The organism is Chryseobacterium sp. CG10_8, assembly GCF_058117085.1.
In genome coordinates this window covers 19,062-43,546 of the sequence record NZ_JBYVEB010000013.1, presented here as the reverse complement: position 1 = coordinate 43,546, position 24,485 = coordinate 19,062, and the positions used below count along the sequence as shown (strand labels likewise).

General features: G+C 36.2%; 21 protein-coding genes. 13 read left to right on the top strand and 8 right to left on the bottom strand.

What is annotated here, in order from left to right; translation table 11 throughout:
* Positions 1 to 206 precede the first annotated feature (206 nt).
* A complete protein-coding gene (gene dnaE, locus AC4AGG_RS04200) occupies positions 207 to 4,856 on the bottom strand; it encodes a DNA polymerase III subunit alpha (RefSeq protein WP_489770731.1) in 4,650 nt (1,549 codons plus the stop codon).
* A 231-nt stretch (positions 4,857 to 5,087) separates the two neighbouring features.
* Between dnaE and AC4AGG_RS04195 the strand changes: the two genes are divergently transcribed.
* Positions 5,088 to 7,157 carry an alpha-ketoacid dehydrogenase subunit alpha/beta gene (locus AC4AGG_RS04195; protein ID WP_489770730.1) on the top strand — a complete coding sequence of 690 codons (2,070 nt, stop codon included), beginning with the start codon at positions 5,088 to 5,090 and terminating at the stop codon, positions 7,155 to 7,157.
* A 369-nt stretch (positions 7,158 to 7,526) separates the two neighbouring features.
* On the opposite strand, the gene AC4AGG_RS04190 is transcribed toward AC4AGG_RS04195, so the two are convergent.
* From AC4AGG_RS04190 to tnpA, 4 genes are all read right to left on the bottom strand, one after another.
* Positions 7,527 to 7,970, bottom strand: coding sequence for a hypothetical protein (locus AC4AGG_RS04190; protein WP_489770729.1), 444 nt, complete (start codon positions 7,968 to 7,970; stop codon positions 7,527 to 7,529).
* 158 nt (positions 7,971 to 8,128) lie between these two features.
* Positions 8,129 to 9,133, bottom strand: coding sequence for a glycosyltransferase family 2 protein (locus AC4AGG_RS04185; RefSeq protein WP_489770728.1), 1,005 nt, complete (start codon positions 9,131 to 9,133; stop codon positions 8,129 to 8,131).
* Positions 9,134 to 9,324: 191 nt separating this feature from the next.
* Positions 9,325 to 10,485, bottom strand: coding sequence for a THUMP domain-containing class I SAM-dependent RNA methyltransferase (locus AC4AGG_RS04180; RefSeq protein WP_489770727.1), 1,161 nt, complete (start codon positions 10,483 to 10,485; stop codon positions 9,325 to 9,327).
* A gap of 196 nt (positions 10,486 to 10,681) precedes the next feature.
* A complete protein-coding gene (gene tnpA / locus AC4AGG_RS04175) occupies positions 10,682 to 11,146 on the bottom strand; it encodes an IS200/IS605 family transposase (protein ID WP_489770726.1) in 465 nt (154 codons plus the stop codon).
* A gap of 41 nt (positions 11,147 to 11,187) precedes the next feature.
* On the opposite strand from tnpA, the gene AC4AGG_RS04170 reads away from it, so the two are divergent.
* Together AC4AGG_RS04170 and AC4AGG_RS04165 are read left to right on the top strand one after the other, a co-directional pair.
* Positions 11,188 to 11,913 carry a class I SAM-dependent methyltransferase gene (locus AC4AGG_RS04170; RefSeq protein ID WP_489770725.1) on the top strand — a complete coding sequence of 242 codons (726 nt, stop codon included), beginning with the start codon at positions 11,188 to 11,190 and terminating at the stop codon, positions 11,911 to 11,913.
* A complete protein-coding gene (locus AC4AGG_RS04165; RefSeq protein WP_489770724.1) occupies positions 11,910 to 12,599 on the top strand; it encodes a ZIP family metal transporter in 690 nt (229 codons plus the stop codon). The genes AC4AGG_RS04170 and AC4AGG_RS04165 overlap by 4 nt, the downstream gene beginning before the upstream one ends.
* Positions 12,600 to 12,648: 49 nt before the next feature.
* Here the strand turns inward: AC4AGG_RS04165 and AC4AGG_RS04160 are convergent, their stop codons facing one another.
* Together AC4AGG_RS04160 and AC4AGG_RS04155 are read right to left on the bottom strand one after the other, a co-directional pair.
* Complete coding sequence (locus tag AC4AGG_RS04160) at positions 12,649 to 14,067, bottom strand: OmpP1/FadL family transporter (RefSeq protein WP_489770723.1); 1,419 nt, start codon at positions 14,065 to 14,067, stop codon at positions 12,649 to 12,651.
* A 27-nt stretch (positions 14,068 to 14,094) separates the two neighbouring features.
* Positions 14,095 to 15,066 carry a prolyl-tRNA synthetase gene (locus AC4AGG_RS04155; RefSeq protein WP_489770722.1) on the bottom strand — a complete coding sequence of 324 codons (972 nt, stop codon included), beginning with the start codon at positions 15,064 to 15,066 and terminating at the stop codon, positions 14,095 to 14,097.
* A gap of 143 nt (positions 15,067 to 15,209) precedes the next feature.
* Here AC4AGG_RS04155 and proS point away from each other — a divergent pair, with 143 nt between their 5' ends.
* The 3 genes from proS (at position 15,210) to AC4AGG_RS04140 (ending at position 18,842) form a co-directional block, all read left to right on the top strand.
* Entirely contained in the window at positions 15,210 to 16,685 is a 1,476-nt protein-coding gene (gene proS, locus AC4AGG_RS04150) for a proline--tRNA ligase (protein ID WP_489770721.1), read from the top strand.
* A 144-nt stretch (positions 16,686 to 16,829) separates the two neighbouring features.
* Positions 16,830 to 18,173, top strand: a complete 1,344-nt coding sequence (locus AC4AGG_RS04145) for a DUF937 domain-containing protein (protein WP_489770720.1) — start codon at positions 16,830 to 16,832, stop codon at positions 18,171 to 18,173.
* Positions 18,174 to 18,239: 66 nt separating this feature from the next.
* On the top strand, positions 18,240 to 18,842 hold the full coding sequence (locus AC4AGG_RS04140) for an IMPACT family protein (protein WP_489770719.1): 603 nt from the start codon (positions 18,240 to 18,242) through the stop codon (positions 18,840 to 18,842).
* Here AC4AGG_RS04140 and AC4AGG_RS04135 read toward each other — a convergent pair.
* Positions 18,839 to 19,534, bottom strand: a complete 696-nt coding sequence (locus AC4AGG_RS04135; RefSeq protein ID WP_489770718.1) for a zinc metallopeptidase — start codon at positions 19,532 to 19,534, stop codon at positions 18,839 to 18,841. The two genes, AC4AGG_RS04140 and AC4AGG_RS04135, sit on opposite strands and share 4 nt — an antisense overlap.
* A 103-nt stretch (positions 19,535 to 19,637) precedes the next feature.
* Between AC4AGG_RS04135 and AC4AGG_RS04130 the strand changes: the two genes are divergently transcribed.
* The 7 genes from AC4AGG_RS04130 (at position 19,638) to AC4AGG_RS04100 (ending at position 24,465) form a co-directional block, all read left to right on the top strand.
* Positions 19,638 to 20,762 (top strand): GNAT family N-acetyltransferase, encoded by a 1,125-nt coding sequence (locus AC4AGG_RS04130; RefSeq protein WP_489770717.1) that lies wholly within the window; start codon positions 19,638 to 19,640, stop codon positions 20,760 to 20,762.
* Between the two features lie 13 nt (positions 20,763 to 20,775).
* Positions 20,776 to 20,967 (top strand): hypothetical protein, encoded by a 192-nt coding sequence (locus tag AC4AGG_RS04125; RefSeq protein ID WP_489770716.1) that lies wholly within the window; start codon positions 20,776 to 20,778, stop codon positions 20,965 to 20,967.
* 109 nt (positions 20,968 to 21,076) lie between these two features.
* On the top strand, positions 21,077 to 21,448 hold the full coding sequence (locus tag AC4AGG_RS04120) for an NADH-quinone oxidoreductase subunit A (protein WP_489770715.1): 372 nt from the start codon (positions 21,077 to 21,079) through the stop codon (positions 21,446 to 21,448).
* Between the two features lie 32 nt (positions 21,449 to 21,480).
* Complete coding sequence (locus AC4AGG_RS04115) at positions 21,481 to 22,038, top strand: NADH-quinone oxidoreductase subunit B (protein ID WP_489770714.1); 558 nt, start codon at positions 21,481 to 21,483, stop codon at positions 22,036 to 22,038.
* 2 nt (positions 22,039 to 22,040) lie between these two features.
* Positions 22,041 to 22,535 carry an NADH-quinone oxidoreductase subunit C gene (locus AC4AGG_RS04110; RefSeq protein WP_489770713.1) on the top strand — a complete coding sequence of 165 codons (495 nt, stop codon included), beginning with the start codon at positions 22,041 to 22,043 and terminating at the stop codon, positions 22,533 to 22,535.
* 66 nt (positions 22,536 to 22,601) lie between these two features.
* Positions 22,602 to 23,825, top strand: a complete 1,224-nt coding sequence (gene nuoD / locus AC4AGG_RS04105; RefSeq protein ID WP_489770712.1) for an NADH dehydrogenase (quinone) subunit D — start codon at positions 22,602 to 22,604, stop codon at positions 23,823 to 23,825.
* A 130-nt stretch (positions 23,826 to 23,955) separates the two neighbouring features.
* The gene (locus AC4AGG_RS04100) at positions 23,956 to 24,465 is read left to right on the top strand and encodes an NADH-quinone oxidoreductase subunit NuoE family protein (protein ID WP_489770711.1); all 510 of its coding nucleotides are present in this window, start codon (positions 23,956 to 23,958) and stop codon (positions 24,463 to 24,465) included.
* Positions 24,466 to 24,485: the final 20 nt, after the last annotated feature.

Below are 24,485 nucleotides of genomic sequence, written 5' to 3'. Positions count from 1 at the left end.
ATTTTTTTTAATAATTAAGTTTAGGGTAAATATATAAAATTTATGCATGAAACAGCAAATATTTTATTTAATTACTAACTTTATCAGTAGTTTTACTTCAAAAACGTATAAATAATAAAAATATAATCTACAAGATAAAAAAAATCAGCATAAATTAAAAGACTCACCTTGACTAAAAAAATCAAAAAAATTTACACTTAGTCTTTCTAATTAAGATAGATCCTATACTTATCTACTTCATGAAAAATATTGAGAAGTTCTTCCTTGATGACTAAATGAGATTGCAAAGTATGTAACTCAATAAAATTTTGATTTTGAGAATCATATACTTCAAATTTAATCTTACCCGAACCTTCCTGTTGAAGTAAGTTCTTCTTAAAAAACTCAATATCGTCTTCCCTCAAGTCGTCAAGATTAACAACCACCGTCAATTCCTTAGCAAATGCTTCAATTGCTTCTTTTAATTCTGAAACATCAACCACGTTCAAGAAAACACGTCCATCTTTAGAAATTGAAAATTTAACCTTCAAGATAACGAATCTTTGTAAATCCAATCGATCTCTTAATCGAAGATAATCTTTGTCTCCAAGCCTGAAGCTATAACTTCCAGAGTAATCTTCCAACGTAAGGAATGCCACTTTTTCGCCACTTCTAAATCCGTCTCTGACCGTATATTCGGTAATCAATCCAGAAACCGTAAGCTCTCTAAGACTATCATTAATTTTTCTTTTCTCTTTCCAATCTTTGGTTTCCTCAAAAAGCCTAATTTGGTCTGGTCCGAAATTTCGGTCTCGATAAGCATCCAGTTCATCCAAATTAAGAAATCCAAATTTTCCTCTTGGCTCAACAACTTTGATTTCCTCTTCTATAATATCATCACCTTCTTCTAAGGTAGTTTCCAAATCCAAAATTTCATCTTCTGTCTCCTCTTCTTCTGAAGTGAGAATTTTCTTTTCAATCTTTGCTAAAGATTCATCTTCAGGAATAATAGTGTCTATTTTTTCAAGATTTTGTTTTTTGGAGAACATCCCCTGAATAAACTGATACTGAAATTTGAATTCATCCAAGGGATGCGCAGAAATATAGAATCCAATAATCTCCTTTTCCTTGTTAAGCTGGTGCATATTCTGCCATTCTGGACAAGGATTAATTTTCGGAAGTTCAATTTTAACTTCTTCGGCAAAGTCTGCAAAAAGGGAATTTTCCATTTCATTTTGACTATCCTGAAAACTTTGTCCATACCTCAACAAACGTTCGAGAACAGTACGATTTGCCTGGTCGATATCAAAATATTGTGCTCGGTGATATCTATCCAATTCATCGAATGCTCCTGCAATCACCAAACTCTCTACTACCCTCTTGTTAATCTGCGAGTACGGAATTCTTTCAAAAAAGTGAAATACATTTTCGAACTTTCCATTTTTCCTTTCCAAAGTAATCGCCTCACTCGGTCCTTCCCCGATTCCCTTAATTGCTCCAAGTCCAAATCTAATTTGACCATTCGCATTAACAGAAAACTGATACTGACTTTCATTAACATTCGGCCCCAAAACATCAACCCCAATATTTTTACAGTCCTCCATAAAGAGGGTTATCTGCTTGGTATTATTGAGGTTGTGCGTCATCACACTCGCCATATATTCTGCGGGATAATTGGCTTTAAGATAAGCGGTTTGATAAGCAATCAATGCATAACAAGTAGAGTGAGACTTATTAAAAGCATATTCAGCGAAAGCTTCCCAGTCCTTCCAAATTTTGTTCAATTTTTCTTCATCTAATTGATTGGCTTTTCCACCTTCAACGAACTTGGGATACATCTTGTCCAAAACATCTTTCTGCTTCTTACCCATCGCTTTTCTCAAGGTATCCGCTTCACCTTTGGTAAAGTTGGCTAATTTCTGAGAAAGCAACATTACCTGCTCCTGATAAACGGTAATTCCATAGGTTTCAGCAAGGTATTCTTCACACTCAGCAAGGTCATACTGAATTTCCTCAAGACCATGCTTCCTATTGATAAAGTTCGGGATATATTTAATCGGACCTGGCCTATACAAAGCGTTCATCGCAATAAGGTCGGCAAAGTTAGTTGGTTTAAGCTCCCTCATGTATTTCTGCATTCCGGGACTTTCATACTGGAAGATACCTACTGTTTTTCCTTCTTTGAATAGCTGATAAGTTTTTTCGTCATCCAAAGGAATTTCGTCTGGATTAATATCCACACCATGACGGTCTTTGATTAAAGTAATAGCATCTTTGATAATACTCAAAGTACGAAGTCCCAAAAAGTCCATCTTCAAAAGACCTGCACTTTCTGCAACCGAATTATCAAACTGAGAAACAAGAATATCCGCATCTTTCGCAGCCGTGGTAATAGGAACCAAATTAGAAATATCTTCTGGCGTAATAATTACACCGCAGGCGTGGATTCCCGTATTTCTGACTGCTCCTTCCATCTTTTGAGCCGCAGCCAAAACATCGTAACGAGCATCACTCTTATCCTCCAGAATCTTCTTCATTTCGTCCACTAAAACCTTGTCTTCTGGAGCTAATTTTTCGTATTTTGAAAAAGCTTTGGCGATATTCATTCCTGGAGTAGGCGGAATAAGTTTCGCAATATTGTTGGTATCAGGAATCGAAACATCCAAAACACGACCTGCATCTTTAATTGCAGATTTTCCTCCCAAAACCGAATAGGTTATAATCTGCGCAACATTACTTTGACCATATTTTTCCACTACCCATTTAATGATTCGGTCTCGTCCTTCATCATCAAAATCGATATCAATATCGGGCATAGACACCCTTTCAGGATTAAGAAAACGCTCAAAAAGGAGTTGATATTCGATGGGGTCAACATTGGTAATTCCAGTACAATAAGCAACCGCAGAACCTGCAGCAGAACCTCGACCAGGACCTACCCAAACACCCATTTTTCTTGCTTCATTACAGAAATCCTGAACAATCAAAAAGTATCCTGGATAACCTGTCTTTGCGACAACTTCTAATTCGAAGTCCAAACGCTCTGCAATCTCTGGGGTAATTTCTTTATATCGTGCTCTCGCACCTTCATAAACAAGATGACGGAGAAAAGCATTCTCCCCTCTTTTCCCTCCATCTTTTTCGTCCTCTGGATCTTGAAACTCTTCAGGAATTTCAAATTTTGGAAGCAAAACATCCCTTTTTAAAGTATAAGGTTCAAATTTTTGTAAAAACTCGGTATAAGATTCGAACGCATCAGGAAAATCACGAAAAGCAGACTTTAATTCGGTTTCGCTTTTAAGATAATAATCCGTTGTTGGCAATCCTCTCCTTTTTCCAAATCCCTTTCCAACAGGCGTTGTTAATTTTTCACCATCTTTGATACAGAACAAAATATCCTGAACATTGGCATCCGATTTTTCGGTATAATAAGTCTCGTTCTGAGCTAAAATTTTAATTTCATGTTGGTCAGCAAACTGAAGCAAAACTTCGTTAAGATGCTCCTCTTCTTCCGCACCATGATTCTGAATCTGAACATAAAAATCATCACCGAACGCTTGTTTCCACCAAAGAAATACTTCCTCTCCTCGTTGCTCTCCATATTCCAAAATCGCACTCGGAATATCCCCATTAATTCCCGCAGAAACGGCAATCAAATTTTCTTTGTACTCCTCAATCATCGTCTTGGAAATCCTTGGAACTCCAAAATAGAAACCATGAACATACCCTAAACTCGAAAGTTTGGCCAAATTTTTATACCCTTTAAGATTCTTTGCTAACAAAACAATATTCGTTCTTCGGTCTGGGTCATCCTTCGTAAACTGTTTTTGCTCTGGTCTATCAGAAAGATAAAACTCACATCCCAGAATAGGAATCAGCTCTTTTTTTCGTGGTTCTGGTTCATCGAATTTTTTACCTTCTGCTTCAGCTTCCTCCTTTTTTTCCAACCATTTTTGATAGTCACCTTTAATTTTAGAATTAGCTTTTTCTACTTCCGAAACAAACTTGAAAGCACCCATCAAATTCCCCAAATCGGTCATTCCCACCGCAGGAAAATTATTCTTCAAAGCCTGATCGACCAACTGCGAAATCGAAGTCGAAGACTGCAAAGAACTATAGATACTATGATTATGAAAATTAAAATAGTCCCCTAAATCAATATCAGCAGCGTCTCCAAAATCCGATTTTTTCTTTTTGGACTTATTGACTTGCTTTCGAATTTCGATTTTGAAAGGGGTAATAGGGTTAGGATTTTTAGTCCTAAACGCCGTAATCGAAGTTTCAGGTAGTTTGAGGTCAGTAGCTTCAATAACTCCAATCCTCAACATTTCGAAAAACACTTGCGCCGTCGCATTAACGTCGGCAGCAGCATTGTGCGCTTCATCAAATTTTTCTCCGTAAAGTTTTTCGTAGATTTCCTCCAGCTTAGGAGATTTATAGCGCCCACCTTTTGCTGGAATAGCGCAGAAATCCGTACCAAAAATCATGGTATCGGCTTTCGGAAGGTCTTGTAGCTGGTTTTCAACTTGCTTTCTGAAAAACTCGGCACCAATAATTTTGTAATCGAACTCTACATTTTGTCCAACACCAAATTTTGCCTTTTTTAAAACTTCATTAAATTCAATCAAAACCTCCTCCAAATCGCGACCTTCTTCCTTCGCCATTTTTGTAGTAATCCCGTGAATTCTTGAAGCATTGAAGGGAATATCATAACCTTCTGGTTTAATGATATAATCCTTATTCTCAATCAATTCTCCAGCTTCATCATGCAGTTGCCAAGCAATCTGCACCATTCTTGGCCAATTGTCAGAGTCCGAAACGGGAGCGTTAAAATTCTGCGGTAAACCTGTGGTTTCTGTATCAAAAACTAAATACATTCTAAAATTTAAAATTTGGTGTTGAAAATTCCCTTTCTTTGAAGGGGTGGATTTCGAACTTGTTAGAAAGACGGGGGTAGTTTTAAACTAAAAAGCACCCCAAATTCTTCTTAATTTTGGTAAAAATAAACGAAAAAAAAGTCAAATAAAAATTGGATTTTCCACAAAGGTTACTAACCCTTTATTTCAAAAGATATTTCAGCATTTCAAAAAAAAAGTATATTTGTGACAATGGAAACTACTGAAAGAAGAATCAACCAAGAAATTTCGCTAAAAGCCTATGAACACATGATGTTAGCCAAAGCCATGGCCGACATTTATGAGGAGAACAGACCTATAACAAAGTACGTTCATAGTACCTCCAGAGGTCACGAGGCCATCCAATTGGCAACTGCGTATCATTTGACAAAAGACGATTGGGTTTCGCCGTACTATCGTGATGAGAGTATGCTTTTGGGAATTGGATTTCAACCTTATGAGTTAATGCTACAACTTTTAGCAAAAAAGGATGATTATTTTTCTGGAGGACGTTCCTATTATTCGCATCCATCAAGTTTGCAGGGTGACAAACCAAAAATTATTCATCAAAGTTCCGCAACAGGTATGCAAGCCATTCCAACCACTGGCGTAGCGCAAGGAATTAAATATATTCAAGATTTTAACCTTCAAACCTTCGAAAACAATCCAATTGTTGTTTGTAGTTTTGGAGACAATTCGGTGACAGAAGGAGAAGTAAGCGAAGCTTTTCAATTTGCTGCACTTCATCAATTACCGATTATTTTTTTGGTTCAAGATAACGAATGGGGAATTTCGGTAACCAAAGAAGAAGCAAGAACCTCCGATGCCTACGATTTCGCTGCCGGTTTTGTTGGGTTAAATAGAATGCGTGTTGACGGTACCGATTTTGTCGAAAGTTACGAAGCCATGAAAAAAGCGGTAGACTTCGTTAGAAACGAGAGAAAACCGATGCTCGTTTGTGCAAAAACTGTTCTGATCGGACACCACACTTCTGGCGTCAGAAGAGAATTTTATCGAGATGACGCCGACTTAGAAAAACATAGAGCTAAAGACCCAGGAATTATTCTTAAAAATTATCTTTTGGAAGAAGGATTAGAAGAAGAATATCTCAAGCAAATAGAAAGAAAATGCCGTCAAGAAGCAGAAGCAGCTTTTCAAAAAGCTATTGAAGCAGAAGACCCAAAACCAGAAACAGTTGAAGATTTTGTATTTGCTCCAACGCCAATCACCGAAGAAACCGGAACAAGAAATCCAGAAAACGGTGAAAAAATCGTGATGGTAGACGCAGCCATTCACGCGATTCAAGAATTGATGTGGAAACATCCCGAAGCCCTATTATACGGTCAAGACGTCGGTGAAAGAATTGGTGGTGTTTTCCGCGAAACCGTGACTTTAGGAAAAAAATTTGGAAGCAAAAGAGTTTTCAATACCGCAATTCAAGAAGCTTATATCATTGGTTCTACCGCAGGAATGAGTGCTGTTGGTCTTAAACCTATTGTAGAAGTCCAGTTTGCAGATTACATCTATCCAGGTATCAATCAATTAATTACCGAAATTTCCAAATCTTCTTATTTAAGCCAAGGAAAATTTCCGGTGAGCAATATCATTAGAGTTCCGATTGGAGCTTATGGCGGTGGTGGTCCTTATCACAGTGGAAGTGTCGAAAGTATTTTGGCGAATATTAAAGGGATTAAAATCGCTTATCCAAGTAACGCAGCAGATTTCAAAGGTCTTTTGAAGGCAGCTTACTACGATCCAAATCCAGTGGTAATGTTGGAACATAAAGGTCTCTATTGGAGCAAAGTTCCGGGAACGGAAGACGCTAAAACAGTAGAACCTGCGGAAGACTATATTTTACCTTTTGGAAAAGGAAATATTGTCCTAAACGCCAATGAAACCGAAATCCAAAAAGGCAGAACTCTCGTTGTCGTAACCTATGGAATGGGCGTTTTTTGGGCAAAAGAAGCTGCAAAAAATTTCGAGGGAAGAGTAGAAATCATCGACCTTAGAACGTTGATTCCTTTGGATGAAGAATTAATTTTTGAAAGAGTAAAATTACACAGTAAATGCATCGTATTGACGGAGGAACAAATCCAGAATTCGTTTGCAGAAGCTTTAGCACACCGAATTACAAAAACTTGCTTCAAACATTTGGATGCGCCAGTTGAAGCCATGGGTTCTTTGAATCTACCAGCAGTCCCAATCAACTTGGTTCTTGAAAAAGAAATGCTTCCCAATGCAGAAAAAGTTGCAAGAAAAATTGAGGAGGTTTTAGGATTTTAAATTCTGAAAAAATCAAATACAACTTTCGTCAGTTCAGTAGAAAAATTTAAAGAATTTTTGTATCGAGAACTGTAATGAATCTACTTCTTGATACACTTCACTTCGTTTCGTTACTCGAAGTGACGAACGCTGTCATTCCGAGCAAAACACAGTGAAGCGTAGGAATCTAAAAGATTGCTTCGTTCCTCGCAATGACAAGCTCTACCCTTTATAAAAATGCGCTGGAAAAGCAACTTCGGGTTTTTGTCTTATAATATTAAAGCCTTAAATTGATATTTTCGGTCTCCTTTTTAGAACAACCTGAAAAATAAAAAGAAAAAAGAGCAAAATTTTCAAATTCTATTTTTTAACCACTAATATCTATTCTTTCTAACGCGGGTAAAAAGGGTAACCATTTTTAGTAACTTTTTGTAGATAAATAAGATCTTCATTTAATAGTTCGTTATTATAATGGGAAGTGATTTTCTTCATTTTTTCTAAAATCTCAATACCATTTTTCCTATCATAAAAATACCTTTCAATTATATCATCTTTATTTACTTTAACCAATAGAAACGACTCCCATTTATCGTATTTTCTTACTTTTGAATAAGAAGAAATTTTTTCAATTTTCATTAAATCTTCTTTTTCTATTTGATAATAAACTTCGGGGAAACTGTTCACATTCGGCTTCTTATTTGTAAGAACAACGACTGGAGATGGACTATCTTCCGGTCTTACATATCTTACCATTACTTGATAATCATTAATATTTTCGATTTCATTTTTAGAACAACTTAACAATACAACTAAAGCAATGAGTAAATATTTCATATTCTATTTTTTTACCATCAATATCAATTTACGTATTCGATCTGTCGAATAGACATTAATAATTACCATTTGAAAATGGTATCAGATCTTAAAATGATTATAATTTAAAAAGATAAATTATAATCATTTATTTCTCTTTGAATAGATTATTTTATGACTTACCCCTTATAAAAATGCGCTGGAAAGGCAACTTCGGGTTTTTGTCGAAGAATATTAAGTTTGAACCACGATTTCAGAAAACCGTAACCGTAAGAAAACATTTGGATAAAGGTGGAAATGACCGCCATTCCTGCAATGCTGATATTTTTGGTTTTCCATAAGGCGTGAAAGAAAATTAACCAGACATACAGGCCATACATCGCCAAAACAAAACCTTTTCGCAAAAAGAAATATTCTACAATACCAACAACAAACCCGATTAAGAAGAGTGAAGGAAAGGCAAATGAAATTTTCACATAATTAGGATGTCTTTGATTAAGTATCGGTCTTGCACAACCAAACTGATAAACTTGCTTCGAGAATTTTCCGAAATCAACTCTCCTCTTGTGATAGACACCAATATTATCAAAAAAAGCAGTTGTATAGCCATTTTCCCAAAGTGTCATTGACAAATCCGGATCCTCTCCTATTCGCATTTCGGAGAAACCACCAACTTTTTGGAACACCGATTTTTTGACACCCATATTGAAACTTCTTGGCTGAAATCTCGTCACCGCTTTCTTACTTCCGCGGACGCCTCCTGTCGTAAAAACCGATGTCATGGAATACGAAATTGCCTTTTGCATCAGATTAAATCCTTTATGCGCTTTATCTGCTCCTCCAAAAGCATCACATGGAATCGTTTCGATATTTCGTTTGATATTTTCGATGTAATCCTTTTCTACAATAACATCCGAATCAACAAAAAGCAGCCAATCATTGCTTGCTCTTTTAGCTCCATAATTTCTCGTTAAACCAGGACCTGAATTGGTCTTCCTAAAAAACTGAATATTCAGTTGATCTTGAAATAATTCAACAGTTGGTAAAAGCGGAATTAGCGAACCATCATCAACAATAATCACTTCGAAATCCTTATCCGTCTGAAAAGAAAGAGACTGTAGCAATTCGAAAAGCTCGTCTTTTCGGTTAAATATCGCGATAATAATGGAAATAGAATTTTTCAAATATAAAAATTTAGCAAGTGAACCAATGTAATAATTATTTTTATGTTTTAAAATTAACTCAAGTTTGTCATTCAGAGGAACGAGGAATCTCAATCAATCTTTAAAATGTTTGGTTGCTTCTTTATCATCATTCCTTTTGGACTTAGGAAGAAGATTGAGAAGATTACAAATAAAATCTTAAATATCCCAAATCATTCCTCTAATTTATGCACTTTCTTTGTTCCCTCATACATTTCGTATTGCAAAAATCTTGTTTCTAATTTCCCGTTAAACAATTTTATTTTTCGAGAAGGTCGAAGTCCAATCTTCTTCACCGCCTCCAAATCGGATGAAATCAACCAAGCCAAAGTGTTAGGATAACTTTGCTTGAAAGTGTCACCAATTTTCTTGTAGAACTCCTCATCATTAATCTTCAAACGCTCATCGTAAGGAGGATTAAAGACCATTAACAAAGGAAAAAGTTCTTTTTTTGAATCAAAGAAATCTTGTTTCCTTACTTCAATAACCTCTTCTAATTCGGCAACTTCAATATTCTCGCGAGCCGCATTAATTGCTCTTGCATCAATGTCGTAACCAACAATTTTCCCAGTGAAATCTTTAATTTTATTAACTCTAAAATCTTTAATTTTCTGGAATAATTCCGCATCATAGTTTTTCCAGTTTTGGAAACCAAATTCTTTACGGAAAATCTGTGCAGGAAGCCCCAAAGCAATCATTGCTGCCTCAATCAACAAAGTACCTCCTCCACACATTGGATCAAGAAAATTTCCTTTTCCGTCCCAACCCGCCAGTTGAAGCATCGCAGAAGCCAAGACCTCATTAATAGGAGCTTCACTTTGTGCCTTTCTATAACCTCTTTTAAATAGAGGATCCCCTGACGAATCCAAAGAAATCGTCACCAACTCTCTATCAATATGAAGATGAAACTTAATATCAGGGGTTTTGGAATCAACACTTGGACGCTCTTTATAATTATTTCTAAAATAATCAACTATAGCATCCTTCATTTTAAGAGCCATAAACTGAGAATGTTTATACCTTTCTGAATAAACCGTAGCATCAATTGCAAAAGTCTGATTGACATCCATAAATTGATTCCATTTGAAATTCACCAACTTATGATAAAATTTATCTTCATTAAAGGCTTTGAATTCCATAATCGGAACCAACACTTTCACCGCCAGTCTCGACGAATAGTTGATTTTATATAGAAAGCCCAAATCGCCCTCGCAATTGACTGCGCGATTCTTGATTTCCACGTTTCTACCTCCTAATTGTTGAATTTCTTTGGCTAAAACTTCCTCCAATCCGAAAAAAGTTTTTATCTGTATTTGTAAGTTATCTATATCCATTATTTTGCAAAGATACATATTTCAAGAGGTCGCTCCTACGGAGCTCATCGATTAACAAATCAAATTATTCTACAAAGAGTAGGCTTCTACGAAGCCGCCTCAAAACCGAGATAATACTGCTTCGAAGAAGCCTACTCTTTGTAGCTACTTGGTGTATGTTGAAAGGGGGAGCTCCGTAGGAGCGACCTCTCTAAAGCTAATCATAAAATTCGAACAAATAATTCGCATCATATTCGATTCCGAAGTTCTCTAAAATCTTCAGATATTCTTCTTTAAAACTCTGCTTCTTATGATGTTCTTCTTGATTCAAAATATAGTGGCAAACTTGGTCAACTTGACTTTTGGAGTATGAAAATGCACCATATCCCTCCTGCCAATTAAATTTCCCTCGAAACCAATTTTGTTCATTTATAAATTTTGACGAACCTGATTTTATATCTCTCACAATTTCTGAAAGGGACAAATTCAAATTATGAAAAGATAACAACAAATGAATGTGGTCAGGATTAGCATAAATTGCAAGTACCTTTTGTTTTCGATTATTGACAATACCGCAAATATATTTTTCTATCTCTTCACGTTTGGTAGGTTGTATAAAATTATGTCGACCTTCCACCGAAAAAACAATCTGAATAAAAATCTGAGAATAAGTATTTGCCACTTCACTTCTGTTTTAAAACAAATTTAATCTATTTTTGCAGAATGAAATGGTTCGAATCTTGGTTTGACACACCTTATTATCATCTCCTGTATCGCAATCATGACTTTGCTGAAGCAGAAGAATTCATTACCCTATTAACCCAATTTTTACAACTTCCCGAGCATTCCAAAATCATTGATTTAGCCTGCGGAAAAGGGCGACATTCGGTATTTCTCAACAAATTAGGATACGACGTTTTGGGTTTAGACTTATCCAAACAAAGCATCGAATTCGATAAAAACTTCGAAAACGACTCGTTGAAATTTCGTGTTCATGACATGAGAAATCCAATTGAGGGACAGAAAGTGGATGCTGTTTTCAATTTATTCACCAGTTTTGGATATTTTGATGATGCAGAAGACGATAAAAGGGTTTTTCATTCGGTAAGTAACATCTTGAATTCGGGTGGCTTTTTTGTCCTTGACTTTTTGAATCCATACTTTGTCAAAAGTAATCTTGTAGAACAACAAACCATTTCGAGAGATAATATTGATTTTCATATTAATAAAAAAATAGAAAACAACTTCATTATCAAAGATATAAAATTTGAAGATCAAGGTCAGGACTTTCACTTCTTTGAAAAAGTAAAACTTCACACACCAGAAAAAATATTAACCTACGCAGAAGACTTTGGTTTTGAAAGGCAGATGATTTTTGGCGACTATAGACTCAATCAATTCGACAAAGAACTGTCACCTCGTTGCATCAACATATTTAAGAAAAAATGATCATCATTTTACTCATATTAAGTGTATTAGTAGGTGTTTTGCTGGGAAAATTCTTCGGTAACAGAGAGGCTTTTGCCAAAAATCTATTGGTGGTGAGTGCTGGATTTTTGATAACGATTTGCCTTAACGAAGTTTTCCCAGAAGTCTATCATGACCATCATCAGAACATTGGCATTTGGGTGATTGGAGGCGTATTGCTCCAAATGTTTTTAGAAAACTTAACCAAAGGTTTTGAACATGGTCACTTCCACCATCATAACGAAAACGGAATTTTGCCTTTGACATTAATGATTGGTTTATTCATCCATGCTTTTATTGAAGGGATTCCTTTGAGTAACGAAACTGATTATCTTTCGCCTTATTTGCAAGGTATTATTATCCATAACATTCCGATTTCTTTTATTTTGGGAGCATTTCTTTTCCAAAGTAAGAAGTTTTCGGCGTATTCTTGGTTCATCATTCTACTTTTTGCGATGGCTTCTCCAATGGGATTGCTTCTTGGTAAAAATTTCGATGAAAATTTAAGGCCCTATTTCCTTGCTATTGTTGGTGGTATTTTTCTTCATATTTCATCTGTTATCATCTTCGAAAGCAACAAAAACCATAACGTGGACTGGAAGAAAATTGGATTGGTGATTTTAGGCGTTGCCTTTGCTCTATTGACGCATTACGGACACGACCATTAAACAAAAAAGCTCCGAAATTCGGAGCTTTATATATTTTATTTTCGAAAGTTTAGAACTTCCATCCAAATGTAATAAAGTAGTTGTTTTTAACACTTTTAACATCAGAAACTGCACTTACCTCCGCATCGACTACATCGTATACACCGTAATATCCGCTTCCATAACTTGCATTACCATATAAAAATGGATTAGAGTAATTGGAAGTTATATTTTGATAAGTAGCGTCGATAAAGAAAGAACGGAAATCATATCCGATACCTATACCAAATTTATCGCGGGAACCTAATACAAAATCTTCAATTCCAACTTGTCCAGAACCACCATTATTGTTATAAACGGCAGTAGAAACAGTATCAAAAGGAGAATTCTGATGCGCATAACCTCCTCTCAAACGAAATGCTTTGATTCTATACTCAGCACCGACTTTAACTTCGGAAGAATTCTTATAAAGTTCATTATAAAAATCATTAATCTCGACTTCAGCAGGTCCCTCCTCTCTATAATATGGCTTAGTTAAACCAAGGGTATAATCGACATTGATTGAAAAGTTTTTACTTGGAACCGCAGCTGCACTGAAAGTAGCCGTCATTGGAGAACGAAAGTTTCTGCTTTCTGCATAATTGTCATAATACACCCCAGAACTTAGACTATTGTACTCACTATACGCACGCTCAATACCCCACCAAGTTGGCGTTTCTATTGCTGCTCCTAATCTGAAATTCTTACCTAATTTTCCAATCACACCAAAGTTCATTGAGAATCCGCTTGCCTGTTCTGCAAATGGAGTATATTGTTTGTCGTAAATATCATAATAAGAATCATAAGCAGAATAAAATTCAGCAAAATCGCGTTGATTAATATCACTTGCATGAATATTAATACCCGTTCCAATGTATAGACGATTATCGTAATTGGCTCCAACACCAAAGGACATTCTCATCTGAGCTCCTGTTCTGTCATAACCATGTCCATTATAAGTGTAGCTATTAGTAACAGTTGCATCACTTGGCAAAACCTCCTGAATAACAATCTTAGAATTCCCAGGCGTCTCAACGTAATTATCTAGCGACTGAGTCGAATAACTAACCGCCAAATTCACAAATTTCCATTTGCTTTCTGTAAGTAATTGGAAGGATGCGATTCCACTTGCGTTACCTAGATCTCCATAGGTATTTCCGTAACTGTAACTATTACCAGCCAAAGAACTTCTATTTCTATAATTCTCAATTGCAAGAGTGACAGAAACGTCACCTGCAATTGCTACTCCGAGACCAGCTGGGTTATTAAGCAAAGAATTGGCATCTCCACCTAAAGCTCCAGTTGCTCCTGCCATCGCATTATACTTCGATGATCCAAACATCGAGTTATTAGAGTAGACATCACTTGAGTTCTTAATCGTAGAAATATCTTGAGCATTGGCGAAACTAATCACACCAACGCTCAAAATTGTCATCGTTTTTTTTATCATTATCTTTTTAAAAATTAGATTTCAAAATTATCTTCTACCTCCGCCTGATCTTCCACCTCCCATTGAAGGTGATGAAGAACCTCCTCTAAATCCACCACTAGAACCACCGCTAAATCCTCCTGAACGCATTCCAGAAGAAGAAGAACTTCTTGGAGTACTATATGATGGTGTGGATGTACGAGGAGTGGAGTATCCTCTATTAGGTGTGCTGCTTCTCGGAGTTGCACCTTGCATTGTTCTTGTTCTTGTATATCCAGAACCTTGAGTCCCTACATTTCTTGTAGTGGGACGATAGGCAGAATTTTGACCAGCAGATCTACGATTACTTACTGAGTTGGCGTTTCTATAAACTCCTCCTTGATTTTGGTAACTATTATAAGATCTTCCATTGGCTCCACTTCTTCTGTAAGCATAAGGACTACCATAGTAACCACCATAATAAGGATATCCATAATAGCCTCCGTAGTATCCTCCGTAATAACCACCATAACCCCAATAAGAGTTATAATAAGGAGAACCCCAATATCCCCAAGGAGAACCCCAATATCCCCAACCAGTGTTCCATCCAAAACCTATACTGAAACCAAATCCACCTCCCCAATAAGGGCTATAATATCCCCAAGGAGAACCCCAGTATCCCCAATAATCACTATAATAATTGGTTTCAGAACCTGTATAAACTCCCCAATCAGAATCATCAGATGTTTGAGAATCCCAATTGTCATATTTATTTTTCTGGTTTTCGATATTCCTATTAGTTTTAGCAATCACTCCGTCATCAGCAGTATAGTCATATACTTCTCCCACTTGATTGCCAGTTTCGTTAAGGATAACTCCCTCTGGAAGCGTGTCCGTTTCCGGGTCATAATAGACACCGTCGGTTTCACTATATCCTCCAACCTGAGTCGAACAAGAAGCCAACAACGCTGCTCCAGCAAGAAGCAATGTCCAATTAGATCTAAGTTGGCTAAGAAAATTGAATTGTATAATTTTTTTCATGATAATGTGAAAAGATTTTATTTGATTTATATTTGCACTTTATACCAAAAACATACCAAACCGCAGTTTGAAATTTTCAATAAAATTACATTTTATTTTTTAGATAACGGTATTGGGCAAAAGTTAAAAATAAAAATTAAAAAATGGCAAAAATTACTTCAAGAAGTGAAGATTATAGTAAATGGTACAACGAATTAGTCGTAAAAGCTGACCTAGCTGAGAACTCTGGAGTTCGTGGCTGCATGGTGATTAAACCTTATGGATTTGCGATTTGGGAAAAAATGCGTGATCAACTGGATAAAAGATTCAAAGAAACTGGTCATCAAAATGCTTACTTCCCCATCTTTGTGCCGAAAAGTCTTTTTGAAGCGGAAGAAAAAAATGCAGAAGGCTTTGCCAAAGAATGTGCAGTTGTTACGCATTATAGACTAAAAACTGACCCTGAAAATCCACATAAATTAATTGTCGATCCCGAAGCTAAGTTAGAGGAAGAGCTTGTAGTAAGACCGACTTCTGAAGCAATTATTTGGAACACTTATAAAAACTGGGTTCAATCATATCGTGACCTACCTATTTTGATTAATCAATGGGCCAACGTTGTACGTTGGGAAATGAGAACGAGACTTTTCCTAAGAACTGCAGAGTTTTTATGGCAAGAAGGACATACAGCACATGCTACAAAAGCTGAAGCTTTAGAAGAAACCGAAAAAATGTTAGAAGTTTATGCAGAGTTTGTAGAAAATTTCATGGCAGTTCCTGTTATCAAAGGTATCAAAACAGAAAATGAGAGATTTGCAGGCGCAGAAGAAACCTACTGTATAGAAGCTTTGATGCAAGATGGAAAAGCACTACAGGCCGGAACTTCTCACTTTTTGGGACAAAATTTCGCTAAAGCATTTGATGTTAAATTCACTAATAGAGAAGGACAAACGGAATTTGCTTGGGCTACCTCTTGGGGAGTTTCTACTAGATTGATGGGAGCTTTAATTATGGCGCATTCTGACGACAATGGACTTGTACTTCCACCGCTATTAGCTCCAATCCAAGTGGTAATGATTCCTATTTTCAAGGGACAAGATCAGTTGGATGAAATCAACCAAGTAGCTTGGGAAATTGAGAAAAAATTGAAAGCAAAAGGTATCTCTGTTAAATATGATAACGATGACCAAAACAAACCAGGTTGGAAATTCGCAGAATACGAATTAAAAGGAGTTCCTATTAGAATAACTTTAGGGCCAAGAGATCTCGCTAATAGTCAAGTTGAAATTGCAAGAAGAGACAATCTTACTAAAGAAATTTTACCAATTGATGGCATCGAAGAAAAGTTGGCAAACTTATTGGATACCATGCAGCGAGAAATATATCAGAGAGCACTTGATTTCCGAGAAAGTAACATAACAAAAGTTGATACTTACGAAGAATTCAAAAGAGTATTAGAAGAAAAAGGTGGTTTTATTTCGGCGCATTGGGACGGTACTTCTGAAGAGGAAGAACAGATTAAGCAAGAAACCAAAGCTACAATAAGATGTATTCCATTGAATAATGAGCAAGAACAAGGCACTTCACTAATCAGTGGAAAACCTTCAAAACAAAGAGTCATCTTTGCCAAAGCCTATTAAATTATTCACAGAATAACATTCAATAAACTCAAAACTCTTTAACATTTTCTCAAAAAAGTTAGAGAGTTTTTTTATATAAAACAATTTATATTAAAAAAAACATATATTTGACAAACATAAATCTTTTAAAAAAAATAAACTATTATGTCATTAAACATCATTGATTTAATTAAAGGACAGTTAGGTCCTGCATTGGTTTCTCAAGCTGCAACGCAATTAGGAGAAAGCGAGTCCGGAATTTCTAAAGCAATCAGCGGATTACTTCCAGCTGTACTTGGTGGGTTAGCAAATAACTCAAATAATTCTTCGGTTGTAGATTCAATTACTGGAGCTGCATCAAGCGGATTATTAAGCAATTTGTTAGGTGGAACTTCTAACAATTCTCTAATTACATCTGTACTTACTGCAATTTTTGGAGACAAAATTGGCGGACTTGTTCAGTCAGTATCTAGCTTTGCTGGAATTAGCGAATCTTCTTCCAACTCTTTGTTAAACATGGTTACTGGTGCTACACTAGGATCTGTAGGAAAATATGCAAGTGATAATAACTTGGATGGAGCAGGAATTTCTTCACTTTTATCAGAGCAAAAAACTGGAATTTCTTCATTGCTTCCAGCAGGTCTTTCTCTTGGTTCTTTAGGACTAGGAAGTCTATTTGGGGGAGCAACTGATACCGCTAAAGAAGTAACCGGAGCTGCAGCTGCTGCCGTTACTGGGGCTACTGACAAAGTTACTGACACTGCAAAAGATGTTGCTGGCGCTGCAGGAGCTGCCGTTTCTGGAGCTGCTGGAAAAGTAACCAATACATTTAACGGTGATAACAATAATGACAACGGAGGTGGAAGTTCTTTCTGGAAGTGGTTACTCCCTTTACTATTATTAATTGCTGGAGGATGGTTCCTTTGGAAACAATGTGAGAAAAAAGAGACTACAACAACTGTGGAATCTGAACTTGTTGAGATGGACTCTGCTAACGCTCCTGCTGATAGCACGGGCGCAGCTGAAGGTGCAATAGCAGATGTTACAAGAGAAACTACTACTGTAACACTTCCTGATGGAAAAACTCTAAATGCCTTCAAAGGTGGTATTGAAGACCAAGTAATCGCTTTCCTTAACTCTGATGAGTACAAAAACGCTGATGAAGCTGCTCTTAAAGGAAAATGGTTCAACTTTGATAACTTAAATTTCGAGTTTGGAACAACAACACTTACTCCAGAATCAAAAGTTCAGTTAGAAAACCTTAAAGCTATCCTTGCTGCTTTCCCAGATGCCAAAATCAAAATTGGTGCTTATACTGACAAAAAAGGTGATGATGCTGGAAATCTAAAATTATCTCAGTCAAGAGCTGATGCTGTAAAAGCTGCAGTTAACTCTCCGCAAGTCCTGGAAGCAAAAGGATACGGTGAAGAAATTGCTAAAGTTGATGAAAATGCTTCTGATAAAGAAAGAGAAGCTGATAGAAAAACAGCTATTAGATTCGAAAAATAAATAGAATACCATAAATTCTAATAGAATCGCTCAACTAAAGTTGGGCGATTTTTTTATTTTTACCAAATGTTTTCCTTCAAGACTATTAAAAATCCTGTTAATGACATCCTTCTAAAAGAAAAGGGAAGCAAATTTATTGGATATGCATTTTCTGTTAGCAGTATCACGGAGATTACCGAACAACTTCTTCATATAAAAAAACTTCATCCAAAAGCAACACATCACTGCTACGCTTTCCGCGTCGGAATCGAAGGCGAAAACTATAGAGCCAATGATGATGGAGAACCCTCTGGAAGTGCGGGATTACCAATCTATAATCAGCTGTTGGCTCACGACCTAACCAACACTCTTTTGATTGTCGTTAGGTATTATGGTGGAACTAAACTTGGCGTGTCTGGATTAGTCAAAACTTATAAAGAATCCGCAAAGCTAACTTTAGACCATGCTGAAATCATTACAAGTGAACTAGAAAGCGCCATTGAGCTTCATTTTCCTTTTTCTGAACAGAATATCATCTTTACCTTACTTAATAAGTTCCATGCTAATATTATAGATTTTGACGCACAACAAAATTGTAAAATCAAAGCAAAAATAAAAACATCAGAAAAAGAAAACATCTCGAAAATACTTTCCGAGATGCCTTATATTAAATATGATATTTCTGATTAGTCTCTACTATTTCCTCCCATCAACATCATAACGAAGTAAATCAATTGAGCCAGCGATCCTAGAGCTGCTACTAGATATGTTCTAGCGGCCCATTTCAAAGAATCTTCCGCTCCTTCATATTCTTTAGCATTTGCCAAAGTTCCTGAAGACCTTAACCAAGCCAAGGCTCTATTACTTGCATCATATTCAACAGGAAGCGTTACAATAGCAAACAAAGTTGTAATCGCAAACAAAATTACACCTATTCCCAAAACTAACTTCCCACCTACGATACTCATTGCCATCATAATCATCCCTGCCATGAAGACAAACTGCAAAAGATTAGAACTAATATTAACAACAGGAACCATCTTGGACCTTAATTGTAACATCGAGTAACCTACCGCATGTTGAACTGCGTGCCCACATTCGTGAGCAGCAACAGCCGCAGCCGCAGCATTTCTTTGCATGTAAACAGCCTCAGAAAGATTGACGGTTTTGTTTGCTGGATTATAGTGATCTGTCAGCTGTCCAGGAACCGAAATTACCTGCACATCATTGATTCCGTTATCGCGTAGCATCTTTTCTGCAACTTCTTTCCCTGACATTCCGTTTTGTAAATAGACCTTAGAATAATAGGCAAATTTTGACCTCAGTTTGTTCTGAACAATCATACTGATAATAAAAATCGCTCCAATAATTAAGTAATACATAATATTAATGTTATTTTTTTGATAATATATTGCTGTAAAAAGCATGCCAAACCAAAGTCAGAAAAAATAAAGAATTATATTTGCGACTAGAAAGCAAAATTGGATGTCAGAAGTTAAAATTATAGAGGTAGTTTCCAAGGATGATTTACAAAAGTTCATCCATTTCCCTATGCTGCTATATAAGGATAACTCCAACTATGTGCCACCATTGATTAAAGATGAGATGGACATTTGGAATGAAGCAGAAAATCCAGCATTACAATATTCCGTTGCAAAGAAATTTCTTGCTTACAAAAATCAACAAATTGTCGGCAGAATTGCCGTAATCATCAATCATAAAGAAAAAAAAGAGCTCAACATCAGCAAAGTACGCTTTGGATGGTTTGATTTCATTGACGACAAAGAAGTTTCTTCTGCTCTCATCAATGTAGCTAAACAATTTGCAATTGAAAACCAAATCCACCAAATAGAAGGACCTATGGGCTTCACCAATTTGGATAAGGCCGGTATGCTGACTAAAGGATTCGACAGGTTAGCAACAATGATAGGACTTTACAACTTTCCTTATTACCCAAAACATCTTGAAGAATTAGGTTTCAATACAGAAAAAGAATGGGTGGAATACGAAATTATTTTTCCTGACAGCCTGCCTGAAAAAATTACAAAGTTCAGCCAAATTGTCACAGAAAAATTTGGATTAAAAGTTTTAAACTTTAAAAACAAACAAGAATTACTCCCTTACGTGGACCCGATGTTCCGTCTTCTGGACGAGACCTACAAACATCTTTCTACTTATACCCCGATTACCGAAGAACAAATTACAACATATAAAGAGAAATATTTTGACTTCATTAACAAGGATTTTATAATTTGTATTGTTGATAACAATAATCAACTCATTTCATTTGCGATAACAATGCCTTCCTACTCCAAAGCTTTGCAAAAGGCAAAAGGAAAAATACTCCCTTTCGGTTGGTGGCATTTCTTGAAGGCTAACAGAAAAAATGATCGCGCTAACTTCTATCTCATTGGCATCCACCCTGACTATCAAAAACGTGGGATCACCTCCATTATCTTCAAAGAAATTTATAATACCTTTAGAAAAAAAGGAATCCGACATTTGGAGACTAACCCAGAGTTAGTGGAAAACAAAGACATTCAATTATTATGGCAAGACTATAATCCCGAAAATCACAAAAAGAGAAAAACCTTCTCATTGAAATTTTAAAAAAATAACCAAAATGAAAAACTACATTCTCGTCTATGGTATATTAGTTATCGCATTCATCATCTACAATATTTTTTTCATTGTAAAGGATGAGAGAATCGACACTATTATTAATATTCTTATTGTAAGTATTGTGGTTTTATACACGGGATTTATGGCATTTGTTTTACTTCGAAAAATGAAGAAAAACTCCCATAAACACTAGTAAGAGTTGGACATATCGCAAGAATCCAAATTTATCTACTTTTTTTAGGCAATAATTTCGGTTTTCGTTCGATAATCCTTAAATTTGCAGATTAAGAAATTAATCACTCATGAATTTACCGGAAAATTACATCCCGATTATCATACAAGCATTTGTGGGACTGAGTTTTGTTGGAGTTTCTTTGTTAGGTGCCCATTTTTTAGGACCAAGACAAAAAGCCAGTACCAAAACCAAGAATGCAAGTTTCGAATGCGGTATCGAAGTAGAAGGAAATGCGAGAACACCTTTTTCTATTAAGTATTTCTTGACCGCAGTTTTGTTTGTGCTATTCGATATTGAAATCGTTTTCTTCTATCCGTATGCTGTTAACTTCCGAGAATTCGGGACAGAAGGTTTCATTGCTGTTCTTGCTTTCGTGGCTGTTTTCTTTATGGCATTTATTTACGTTTGGAAAAGAGGAGCGCTTGACTGGGATCGTTAATATTTCAATTCAATTTTAAAAGAAAAAAAAGAATGTCTGATAAAAAACCGGTTATAAAAACAGATGCACCAGCTCCTGAAGGTCTTGAAGGAGAAGGGTTTTTCGTAACAAAATTAAGCACTGTGATAGGAATGGCAAGAAAGTTTTCTCTTTGGCCACTTCCTTTTGCAACTTCATGTTGCGGTATCGAGTTTATGGCAACCCTTAACCCTACCTATGACGCTTCTCGTTTTGGAATGGAAAGAAACTCTTTCTCCCCAAGGCAAGCTGACTTATTAATGGTTTGTGGAACTATTTCTAAAAAATTAGGACCTGTTTTAAAACAAGTTTATACCCAGATGGCAGAGCCAAAATGGGTTATTGCTGTTGGAGCATGTGCTTCCAGCGGTGGTATTTTTGATACTTATTCGGTTTTGCAAGGAATTGATAAGATTATCCCTGTTGACGTGTATGTTCCGGGATGTCCGCCAAGGCCAGAGCAAATCATCGAAGGTTTTATGCAAGTACAAGCTCTTGCTGAAAGCGAAAGTATCAGAAGAAGAGACTTGCCAGAATATCAACAATTATTAGAATCTTACGATATCAACTAAAGATGGATAATCAATTTGTTTTAGAAGCACTAAAAAGAGAATTCTCTGAGTCTGTACTCAAGGTAGAAGAACCTTATGGGCTTTTGACTTTAGAAGTTAAAAAGGAGGATGTGAAGAAAATGATTCACCATTTGAAAGAATCCTCTTTGGAATTCACTTTTTTGACTGATATCTGTGGAATTCATTTCCCTGAATTTCCAGATAAGGAATTGGAAGTCATCTATCATCTTCATAACCTAAAAACTGGAGTAAGACTTCGTCTTAAAGTTTTTATGGCGAGAGAGAATGCGGAAGTTGATTCCTTAGTAGAGATTCATGCTGGAGCCAACTGGATGGAAAGAGAAACTTTTGATTTCTATGGAATCAAATTCAAAGGTCATCCTGATTTAAGAGCTATTTTGAATATGGAAGACCTTGGTTACCACCCAATGCTGAAAGAATATCGCTTGGAAGATGGAACAAGAACAGATAAGAACGATACCATGTTTGGAAGATAATTATCAATGATAGACGATGATTGATAAATGATCAATTATCACCAATCAATTATCAATTATAAAAAAATGAAAGACAACGCACTATCTAATATCATCAATCAATACGATTCCAAAGAGCAAATAGATGGACAAATCTATACGCTTAACTTAGGGCCAACTCACCCTGCGACTCACGGAATTTTTCAAAACGTATTGACTATGGATGGAGAAAGAATTCTTCATTCCGAACAAACAGTAGGATATATCCACCGTGCATTTGAAAAAATTTCTGAAAGAAGAAATTTTGCTCAGATAACGACATTGACAGACCGTTTGAACTATTGCTCTGCTCCTATTAATAACTTCGGATGGCATATGACTGTTGAAAAATTGGCAGGTATCGAAGTTCCGAAGAGGGTAGATTACATGCGTGTCATCATGATGGAATTAGCGAGAATTGCAGACCACTTGGTTTGTAACGGGGTTACAGGAATGGACGCTGGTGCGATTACTGGTCTTACGTATATGTTCCGCGATAGAGAAAAAATTTATGATTTGTACGAGCAAGTTTGTGGAGCTCGTATGACAACTAATATTGGAAGAATTGGAGGTTTCGAAAGAGATTTCACTCCAAAATTTCACGAGTTAATTCAAGATTTTATTAAAAATTTCCCTAAAAGATTTCAAGAGTTCTGCAACTTGTTGGAAAGAAACAGAATTTTTATGGACAGAACCATTGGTGTTGGTCCTATTTCAGCGGAAAGAGCTTTGAGTTATGGATTTACAGGCCCTAACCTTAGAGCGGCAGGTGTAGATTACGACCTTCGTGTGGCTGCGCCTTATTCTTCTTATCAAGATTTTGATTTCATCATTCCTGTAGGTACGGCAGGTGATACTTATGACCGTTTTATGGTTCGTCAGCAAGAAGTTTGGGAATCTATTAAGATTATCAAACAAGCTTACGAAAACTTACCTGACGGCGATTTCCACGCAGATGTTCCAGATTTCTATTTACCAGAAAAGGCGGACGTTTATCGTAACATGGAAGCATTGATTTACCATTTCAAAATTGTAATGGGAGAAACTGAAATTCCGAAAGGAGAAGTATATCATTCCATTGAAGCAGCAAATGGAGAATTAGGATTCTATTTGGTAAGTGATGGAGGAAGAAGTCCATACAGACTGCATTTCAGAAGACCTTGCTTTATTTATTATCAAGCATATCCTGAGATGATTCAAGGACAAATGATTTCCGATGCGATTGTTACCATGTGTAGCATGAATATCATCGCTGGGGAATTGGATGCATAGAGAAAGTATAGATTTTAGATTATAAATTTTAAATTAATCTAAAGTCTTAAAATATAAATGAATTTCAAAATTGATAAGATTCTTAGAACTCAGATTTTCATCTAAAATCTAAAATCTAAAATCTTTAAATATGAGCGAAACAATAGCTTTTAAACCTGAAACATTAGCACAGGTACATAAAATTATCGCAAGATATCCGGAAGGGAGACAAAAGTCAGCCTTGATTCCGGTTTTGCATGTCGCACAGAAAGAATTTGGTGGTTGGTTAGATGTTCCAGTGATGGATTATGTTGCCTCTATATTGAATATCAAACCAATTGAAGTGTATGAAGTAGCAACTTTCTACACGATGTTCAATATGAAACCAGTTGGAAAATATGTTTTAGAAGTTTGTAGAACAGGACCTTGTATGGTTTCTGGAAGTGAAAAAATTCTAAATCACATTCGTACCAAATTGAATATCAAAGACGGAGAAACAACAGCAGACGGACTTTTCACACTGAAACCTGCGGAATGTCTTGGAGCTTGTGGATATGCGCCAATGTTGCAGTTAGGCAAATTTTATCACGAAAATCTAACCATAGAAAAAGTGGACGAAATCTTAGAACTTTGCAAACAAGGTGCGGTAGCTTTGGATTAAGAAAAATTCTAAATTTTAGA

Excerpts from the sequence above, each read along its gene's own strand:
- AC4AGG_RS04170 (WP_489770725.1), top strand. The coding sequence starts at position 11,188 with ATGAAATGGTTCGAATCTTGGTTTGACACACCTTATTATCATCTCCTG.
- AC4AGG_RS04190 (WP_489770729.1), bottom strand. The coding sequence starts at position 7,970 with ATGAAATATTTACTCATTGCTTTAGTTGTATTGTTAAGTTGTTCTAAA.
- AC4AGG_RS04130 (WP_489770717.1), top strand. The coding sequence starts at position 19,638 with ATGTCAGAAGTTAAAATTATAGAGGTAGTTTCCAAGGATGATTTACAA.
- AC4AGG_RS04140 (WP_489770719.1), top strand. The coding sequence starts at position 18,240 with ATGTTTTCCTTCAAGACTATTAAAAATCCTGTTAATGACATCCTTCTA.
- AC4AGG_RS04100 (WP_489770711.1), top strand. The coding sequence starts at position 23,956 with ATGAGCGAAACAATAGCTTTTAAACCTGAAACATTAGCACAGGTACAT.
- AC4AGG_RS04110 (WP_489770713.1), top strand. The coding sequence starts at position 22,041 with ATGGATAATCAATTTGTTTTAGAAGCACTAAAAAGAGAATTCTCTGAG.
- AC4AGG_RS04165 (WP_489770724.1), top strand. The coding sequence starts at position 11,910 with ATGATCATCATTTTACTCATATTAAGTGTATTAGTAGGTGTTTTGCTG.
- AC4AGG_RS04180 (WP_489770727.1), bottom strand. The coding sequence starts at position 10,485 with ATGGATATAGATAACTTACAAATACAGATAAAAACTTTTTTCGGATTG.
- AC4AGG_RS04125 (WP_489770716.1), top strand. The coding sequence starts at position 20,776 with ATGAAAAACTACATTCTCGTCTATGGTATATTAGTTATCGCATTCATC.
- dnaE (WP_489770731.1), bottom strand. The coding sequence starts at position 4,856 with ATGTATTTAGTTTTTGATACAGAAACCACAGGTTTACCGCAGAATTTT.
- AC4AGG_RS04115 (WP_489770714.1), top strand. The coding sequence starts at position 21,481 with ATGTCTGATAAAAAACCGGTTATAAAAACAGATGCACCAGCTCCTGAA.
- AC4AGG_RS04120 (WP_489770715.1), top strand. The coding sequence starts at position 21,077 with ATGAATTTACCGGAAAATTACATCCCGATTATCATACAAGCATTTGTG.
- AC4AGG_RS04135 (WP_489770718.1), bottom strand. The coding sequence starts at position 19,534 with ATGTATTACTTAATTATTGGAGCGATTTTTATTATCAGTATGATTGTT.
- proS (WP_489770721.1), top strand. The coding sequence starts at position 15,210 with ATGGCAAAAATTACTTCAAGAAGTGAAGATTATAGTAAATGGTACAAC.
- AC4AGG_RS04155 (WP_489770722.1), bottom strand. The coding sequence starts at position 15,066 with ATGAAAAAAATTATACAATTCAATTTTCTTAGCCAACTTAGATCTAAT.
- nuoD (WP_489770712.1), top strand. The coding sequence starts at position 22,602 with ATGAAAGACAACGCACTATCTAATATCATCAATCAATACGATTCCAAA.
- AC4AGG_RS04145 (WP_489770720.1), top strand. The coding sequence starts at position 16,830 with ATGTCATTAAACATCATTGATTTAATTAAAGGACAGTTAGGTCCTGCA.
- AC4AGG_RS04195 (WP_489770730.1), top strand. The coding sequence starts at position 5,088 with ATGGAAACTACTGAAAGAAGAATCAACCAAGAAATTTCGCTAAAAGCC.
- AC4AGG_RS04160 (WP_489770723.1), bottom strand. The coding sequence starts at position 14,067 with ATGATAAAAAAAACGATGACAATTTTGAGCGTTGGTGTGATTAGTTTC.